This window comes from Microbacterium sp. zg.Y909 (assembly GCF_024626565.1).
In genome coordinates this window covers 1-6,899 of record NZ_JANJFJ010000237.1, presented here as the reverse complement: position 1 = coordinate 6,899, position 6,899 = coordinate 1, and the positions used below count along the sequence as shown (strand labels likewise).

4 protein-coding genes are annotated in these 6,899 nt (G+C 71.7%); 2 read left to right on the top strand and 2 right to left on the bottom strand.

The features are described from left to right. Nucleotides 1-155 precede the first annotated feature (155 nt). Nucleotides 156-1,904, bottom strand: coding sequence for a cation:proton antiporter (locus tag NQ160_RS15710; protein WP_257516111.1), 1,749 nt, complete (start codon nt 1,902-1,904; stop codon nt 156-158). Between the two features lie 99 nt (nt 1,905-2,003). Here NQ160_RS15710 and NQ160_RS15705 point away from each other — a divergent pair, with 99 nt between their 5' ends. Beyond that, nucleotides 2,004-4,355: an excinuclease ABC subunit UvrA gene (locus tag NQ160_RS15705; protein ID WP_257516112.1), complete on the top strand. Its 2,352-nt coding sequence runs from the start codon at nt 2,004-2,006 to the stop codon at nt 4,353-4,355. A gap of 394 nt (nt 4,356-4,749) precedes the next feature. On the opposite strand, the gene NQ160_RS15700 is transcribed toward NQ160_RS15705, so the two are convergent. Beyond that, complete coding sequence (locus tag NQ160_RS15700; RefSeq protein ID WP_257516110.1) at nt 4,750-5,796, bottom strand: malate dehydrogenase; 1,047 nt, start codon at nt 5,794-5,796, stop codon at nt 4,750-4,752. Nucleotides 5,797-5,898: 102 nt separating this feature from the next. Between NQ160_RS15700 and ypfJ the strand changes: the two genes are divergently transcribed. After that, on the top strand, nt 5,899-6,777 hold the full coding sequence (ypfJ, locus tag NQ160_RS15695) for a KPN_02809 family neutral zinc metallopeptidase (RefSeq protein WP_257516109.1): 879 nt from the start codon (nt 5,899-5,901) through the stop codon (nt 6,775-6,777). The last annotated feature ends 122 nt before the right edge of the window (nt 6,778-6,899 follow it).

Sequence of the window (6,899 nt, the reverse complement as noted above, 5' to 3'; positions counted from 1 at the left end):
CGCGCCCCGGCTCGACCGGCAACGCGATCGACTCGGCGTAGTCCGCCGGAGCCCGCTGCGTGGTGGTCTGCTCAGGCGCGGCGTGCTGCGGGGCGACATCGGTCATGGGCTGCTCCTTGGTCCCCTTCATTGTCTCTCAGCGGGCCGACACGCAGTCAATCGCCTTCGCCCTTCAGCCGCAGGCGAAGATTCATCTCCTCGGCGTCGAGCTCGGCCAGCGCGTGCCGCAGCGCCCCCGAGCTGATGCCGCTGCGGGCGAGCGTGCGCAGGCGTCCCCGCATCGTGGCGAGCAGCACGAGGCGCAGTTCCAGCCGGTCGCGCACGGCAACGCTCTCGTCCTCATCGGGTGCCTCCGACATGCGCGAGCCCACCTGGCTGAGGAGCTCGGGAGGGAACGGTGTGCCGTCGGCTCGCGCCAGGCCGGGGCTCTCGAGCTTCTGCTGGGCCGCATCGCGCAGGGCGGCGTCGATGCGGTCCCGCTCGTCGCGCGACAGCTCGTCGCTCTCGGGCGGCAGCTTCAGCAGACGTGAGAACCAGGGCAGGGTGAAGCCCTGCACGAGCAGGCTGATGATGGCGACGAGGAAGGCGGTCAGAATGAGCAGCTCGCGCGCGGGGGTCTCGCGGGGCAGCGTCTGCGCCGCAGCCAGCGTCACGACGCCGCGCATGCCGGCCCACACGATGATGCCCCCGTGCTTCCACCCCAGCGGCGAGGCCTGGTAATAGTCGAGGTCTGCCAGCTCGCGGCCCACTCGCCGCCGCCAGACGGTGAGGCGACGCTCGACGCGGTGGCGCTCGACGCTGCGTCCGCGCCGGTCGACGGGCCGGGGCGGCGGGTCTTCGAGGTACGTGTCCTCGTATGCGTCGATGCGGGCGCCCACCGCTCCGAGCCGTTCGCGTTCGCCCTCGGCGCGACGGCCTTGCAGCAGCACCAGGAGCGCGACGTAGCCGGTGCGCACGAGCAGGATGATGGCCAGCGCTGCGCCCGCGAGCAGGAAGGCCCGCTGGGGTCCGTTCTGCTCGGCCAGGTTCTGCAGCCAGAGGTCCTTCAGCTCGAGCCCCATGATGAGGAAGACCGCGCCCTCCAGCATGAGCTCGATGGTGCGCCAGTTGACGGAGTCGGACAGCCGCTGCTCGGCGGTGAACCAGCGAGCGGAGCCCTGGCCGGTCACGATTCCGGCGACCACTGCGGCCACCAGGCCGGACCCGCCGAATTGCTCGGTGGGCAGGTACGCCGCGAAGGGCACCATGAAGCCGATCGCGGTGTTGGCTGCGGAGTCCCCCACCCACACCCGCACGCGCAGCGCGACAAAGCCCACCAGCGCCCCGGCGGCGATGGCCACGACCACGCCCCAGGCGAAGGCGCCCACGAACTCGCCCGCGGCCACGGCGCCTCCCGTGGCGGCTGCGGCGATCGCGGTGCGCAGCAGCACCAGCGAGGTCGCGTCGTTGAGCAGGCTCTCGCCCTCGAGCATCGTCACCACGCGACGTGACAGACCCAGCCGCTTCACGATCGAGGTGGCGACGGCATCCGTCGGGCTCAGGATCGCGCCCAGGGCGATCGACAGCAGCAGGCCGAGTTCGGGGACCGCCCACAGGAAGAACCCGGCGAGCGTCAGCGTCGTGATGATCACCAGCAGCACCGACAGGCCCGATATCGGGCCGAAGTCCCGGCGGAATTCGATCGCCGGCAGCGACACCGCCGCGGAGTACAGCAACGGGGGCAGGATGCCGACGAGGATGATCTCGGGGTCGACCTCCACCGCCGGAACGAAGGGCAGCAGGCTGACGGCGAGTCCGGCGATCACCAGCAGCAGTGGTCCCGCCACGTTGATACGGGGGGCCAGGCCCGCCGCCACCGCGATCACGACCACACCGACGATCACCAGCACGATCACCGTGTCCATGGGCGCCTCCCCGTCATCGAGCATTCTGCCGTGAGATCGGGACGAGGTCTGCGGGTGTCCGCAGACCCGGGCATGCTGGTCTGTGACGGGAGGACCCTCATGGCCGAGAACGACGCCGCCGATGCCCGGATCGGCCCCGGCGCCCACGACACCATCCGGGTCGTCGGCGCGCGGGAGAACAACCTGCAGGGGGTGACGATCGACCTGCCCAAGCGGCGCCTCACGGTCTTCACGGGCGTGAGCGGCTCGGGAAAGTCATCGCTGGTGTTCGGCACGATCGCCGCGGAGTCGCAGCGCCTCATCAACGAGACCTACAGCACCTTCGTGCAGGGGTTCATGCCGACCCTGCCGCGGCCCGACGTCGATCTGCTGGAAGGGTTGACGACCGCGATCCTCGTGGACCAGGAGCGCATGGGCGGCAACCCGCGCTCGACCGTGGGCACCGCCACCGACGCGTACGCGATGCTGCGCATCCTCTTCAGCCGCCTCGGCACCCCGCACATCGGTCCGCCCCAGGCGTTCTCGTTCAACGTGCCGTCGGTCACCGGCTCGGGGGCGATGAAGGTGGGCGAGAAGAAAGCCGTGAAACGCGAGTACACCGTCACCGGCGGCATGTGCCCGCGCTGCGAGGGGACCGGCGAAGTCAGCGACATCGACCTGGACCAGCTCTTCGACCGCACGAAGTCGCTCGCCGAGGGTGCGCTGACCGTGCCGGGGTACACCGTCGACGGCTGGATGGTGCGCGCCTTCACCGAATCGGGGTTCGTCGACGCCGACAAGCCGATCGAGCACTACAGCGACCAGGAGCGTCGGGACTTCCTCTACCGGGAGCCCACGAAGGTCAAGATCCAGGGGATCAACATGACCTACGAGGGCCTGGTGCCCAAGATCACCAAGGGCTTCCTGCAGAAGGACCGCGACTCGCTGCAGCCTCATGTGCGCGCCTTCGTCGACCGCGCGGTGCGGTTCACCGAGTGCCCCGCGTGCGGTGGCACGCGCCTGAGCGAGGCCGCGCGGTCGTCGCGGATCGGCGGGGTGAGCATCGCGGATGCCGCGGCCATGCAGATCACCGACCTCGCCGCGTGGCTGCGCACCGTCGATGACCCCGGGGTCGCTCCGCTCGTGGCAGGCCTGCGTCACACCGTCGACTCGTTCGTCGAGATCGGGCTGGGCTACTTCTCGCTCGACCGGCCATCGGGAACCCTCTCCGGCGGCGAGTCGCAGCGCACCCGCATGATCCGCCACCTCGGGTCCGCGCTCACCGACGTGACCTACGTGTTCGACGAGCCCACCGCGGGGCTGCACCCGCACGACATCCAGCGCATGAACGCCCTGCTGCGGCGCCTGCGCGACAAGGGCAACACGGTGCTCGTGGTCGAGCACAAGCCAGAAGTCATCGAGATCGCCGACCATGTCGTCGACCTCGGCCCCGGCGCCGGCCGGCAGGGCGGTCAGATCACCTACGCCGGCGACGTCGCGGGATTGCGCGCGTCGGACACGACCACCGGGCGCCATCTCGACCACCGTGCGCGGCTGAAGCCCGCGGTGCGAACGCAGCGCGGCGCGCTGCCCATCCGCGGGGCCGCGCAGCACAACCTGCAGGACGTCGACGTGGACATCCCCCTCGGCATCCTCACCGTCATCACGGGTGTCGCGGGGTCAGGCAAGTCCTCGCTCATCCACGGCAATCTGCCCGACCGTGACGACGTCGTGGTCGTCGACCAGTCCGCCATCCGCGGGTCGCGGCGCAGCAACCCCGCCACCTACACCGGGCTGCTCGATGTCATCCGCACGGCGTTCGCCAAGGCGAACGGCGTGAAGCCCGCGCTCTTCAGCGCCAACTCCGAGGGCGCCTGCCCAGTGTGCAAGGGGCTCGGCGTGATCATCACCGAGCTGGGGTTCATGTCCACCGTCGAGACGGTGTGCGAGGTGTGCGAGGGGCGCCGGTTCACCGACGAGGTGCTGGAGTATCGCCTCAACGGCAAGAACATCGACGAGGTGCTGTCGATGTCGGTCGGCGAGGCGGCGGCATTCTTCGCCACCGGGCCGGCGCACACGACGCTCGCGCGCATGGTCGACGTCGGGCTGGACTACGTGACGCTCGGGCAACGCCTGAACACGCTGTCGGGTGGCGAGCGGCAGCGGCTGAAGCTGGCGATCTCGATGGCCAAGAAGGGCGCCGTGTACGTGCTCGACGAGCCGACGACCGGACTTCACCTGGCAGACGTCGACAACCTGCTGGCGATGCTCGACCGACTGGTGGATGCCGGCAACTCCGTCATCGTCATCGAGCATCACCAGGCCGTCATGGCGCACGCCGACTGGATCGTCGACCTCGGCCCCGGCGCGGGGCGCGACGGCGGGCGGGTGGTGTTCGAGGGCACGCCGGCAGCCCTGGTCGAGGGCGGGGACACCCTCACGGCCGAGCACCTCCGCGCCTACGTCGCCTGAGGCCGCGGCCGGGCGTTGCGGCATCCGGCGTCGCCGCCGCTCCCGCCTCTCGCGCCGCCGCCGTCCCGCCCCCGCCTCCCGCGCCCCCGCCGTCCCGCCCCCGCCTCCCGCGCTCGCCTGTCGCGAACGGTCGCTTCGGCGGCCGGTAGGGAGCAGTTTGCGACAGGTGAGCGGGGCGCGGGTGCTCGGGGTGGGTCCCGCTAGGCAGGGGTGCGGTCGCCGGGGTGGGCGTCGCGGGCAGGGGCCCGGGCGCTCGCCTGTCGCGAACGGTCGCTTCGGCGGCCTGCAGGCAGCGCTTTGCGACAGGTGAGCGGGGCGCGCCCCGGCGTTTGGGGGGGCGGGCGCCGCGCGGACCCGGGCGCGGCGTCGGCGGCGGACGGCCGCACGGCGCGGGTCAGCCGCCCGTGAGCTCCCGCACCGCCTCGCGCTCGGCGACGAGCTCGGCGACCGACGCCTGCAGCCGCGCCTGTGCGCGCTCGTCGAGGGGCAGCCCCTCCACGACGCGGTAGCCCGATCCGTCGCTGGTGACCGGGAACGAGCAGACGATCCCCTCGGGCACGCCGTACTCGCCGCGGGACACCAGGGCCGCAGACGTCCACCCCGCGCCGGTGCCGAGCGCCTCATCGCGCACGTGCGCGATCGCGGCGTTCGCGGCCGACGCCACCGACGACGACCCGCGCACCTCGATGATCTCCGCCCCGCGCCGGGCGACCCGCGGGATGAACACGTCGTCGAGCCAGGCCGTGGCGGCATCCGCCCCTCCCAGCTTCTCGGCGAGGGCCGCGGGCACGGGTGCCCCGTCGACGGTGGCATGGGCGACGTCGGGGAACTGCGTGGCGGAGTGGTTGCCCCAGATGGTGACGCCCCGCAGCACCGCGGGGCGGACTTCCAGCGCAGCGGAGAGCTGGCCCACTGCGCGGTCGTGGTCGAGGCGGGTGAGAGCGCTGAACCGGCCGGAAGGGATGCCGTCGGCCGCGGCCGCGGCGATGAGTGCGTTCGTGTTGGCGGGGTTGCCGACCGTCAACACGCGCACGTCGCCAGCGGCGTTGGCTGCGATGGCCGCACCCTGCGGAGCGAAGATGCCGGCGTTGGCGGCGAGCAGGTCACTGCGCTCCATCCCGGCGGCGCGGGGTCGCGAACCGACCAGCAGTGCGCGGTTCGCGCCGGCGAAGGCGACCGCGGCGTCGTCGGTGACCTCGACATCGCGCAGCAGCGGGAAGGCGCAGTCCTGCAGTTCGAGCGCCGCCCCCTCCGCCGCCCGCATGCCCTGCGGGATCTCCAGCAGGCGCAGCCGGATCGGCTGGCCCGGGCCCAGCATGTCGCCTGCGGCGATGCGGAACAGCAGCGCGTATCCGATCTGACCGCCGGCTCCGGTGATCGTCACCGTGACGGGGGCGGGGAGGCGGGGAGCGGCTGGCGCGGCGTCGGGAGTGGCATCCATGCCCCGAGCTTATGAGCGCGGTGGCGTGCGCCACGCCACCGGTGCGGGGCGTCTGCGGTCCGGCGCCCACACTCCCGGCCGTGCGGCCAGTACCGTTGCGGGGTGACCTTCAATGACAATGCCCGCGTGGGCGGCAACAGGGCGAGGCGTCGCGGACGCAACGCCGCCGTCGTGGGTGGCGGGGTGGTCGGCGTCGGCGGCATCGCCGTTCTGCTGATCAGCCTGTTCACGGGAGTCGACCTCAGCGGGCTGCTGGGCGGCGCCGGCGCACCGGCGCAGGGTGGCTCAGAGTCGGAGTCCGTGATCGCCGACTGCGAGACCGGCGCCGACGCGAACGAGCGGGACGACTGCCGGCTGGCTGCGGCGACGCTCAACCTCGACCAGTTCTGGGAGCGCGAACTCGACGGGTACCGCCCGCCTCAGCCGATCATCGTCGACGGGTCGACGTCGACCGCGTGCGGCACGGCATCCAACGCCACCGGGCCTTTCTACTGCCCGCCCGAAGAGACCGTCTACGTCGACCCCACGTTCTTCGCCGTGCTGCGCGACCAGTTCGGCACCACGGCCGGGCCGCTCGCCCAGCTGTACGTGCTGGCTCACGAGTACGGCCACCACGTGCAGCAGATCACCGGCGTCTTCGACCGCTACCCGAACAACGGTTCGGGCCCCGACAGCAACGGGGTACGCACCGAGCTGCAGGCGGACTGCTTCGCCGGTGCGTGGGTCGCCGACCTGCCGCAGCAGGTGGACGAGAACGGCGTTCCGTTCATGGAGGAGCCGACCCCGGCGCAGATCCGCGACGCGCTCGATGCCGCCGCCACCGTCGGCGACGACAACATCCAGCGGCAGTCCGGCGGCACCGTGAACCCGGAGAGCTGGACCCACGGTTCGAGCGAGCAGCGCCAGCGCTGGTTCGATGTCGGCTACGAGGGCGGCCCGTCGTCGTGCGACACCTTCTCGGTATCAGGAGCGGAACTGTGAACCACGCGCACCTCGACGACATCCTCTACCCGCCCATCGAACCGTACGAGACCGGCGAGCTTCTGGTCGGCGAGGGCAACCGCGTCTACTGGGAGCAGTCCGGCAACCCGCAGGGAAAGCCG

Excerpts from the sequence above, each read along its gene's own strand:
- NQ160_RS15710 (WP_257516111.1), bottom strand. The coding sequence starts at position 1,904 with ATGGACACGGTGATCGTGCTGGTGATCGTCGGTGTGGTCGTGATCGCG.
- NQ160_RS15705 (WP_257516112.1), top strand. The coding sequence starts at position 2,004 with ATGGCCGAGAACGACGCCGCCGATGCCCGGATCGGCCCCGGCGCCCAC.
- NQ160_RS15700 (WP_257516110.1), bottom strand. The coding sequence starts at position 5,796 with ATGGATGCCACTCCCGACGCCGCGCCAGCCGCTCCCCGCCTCCCCGCC.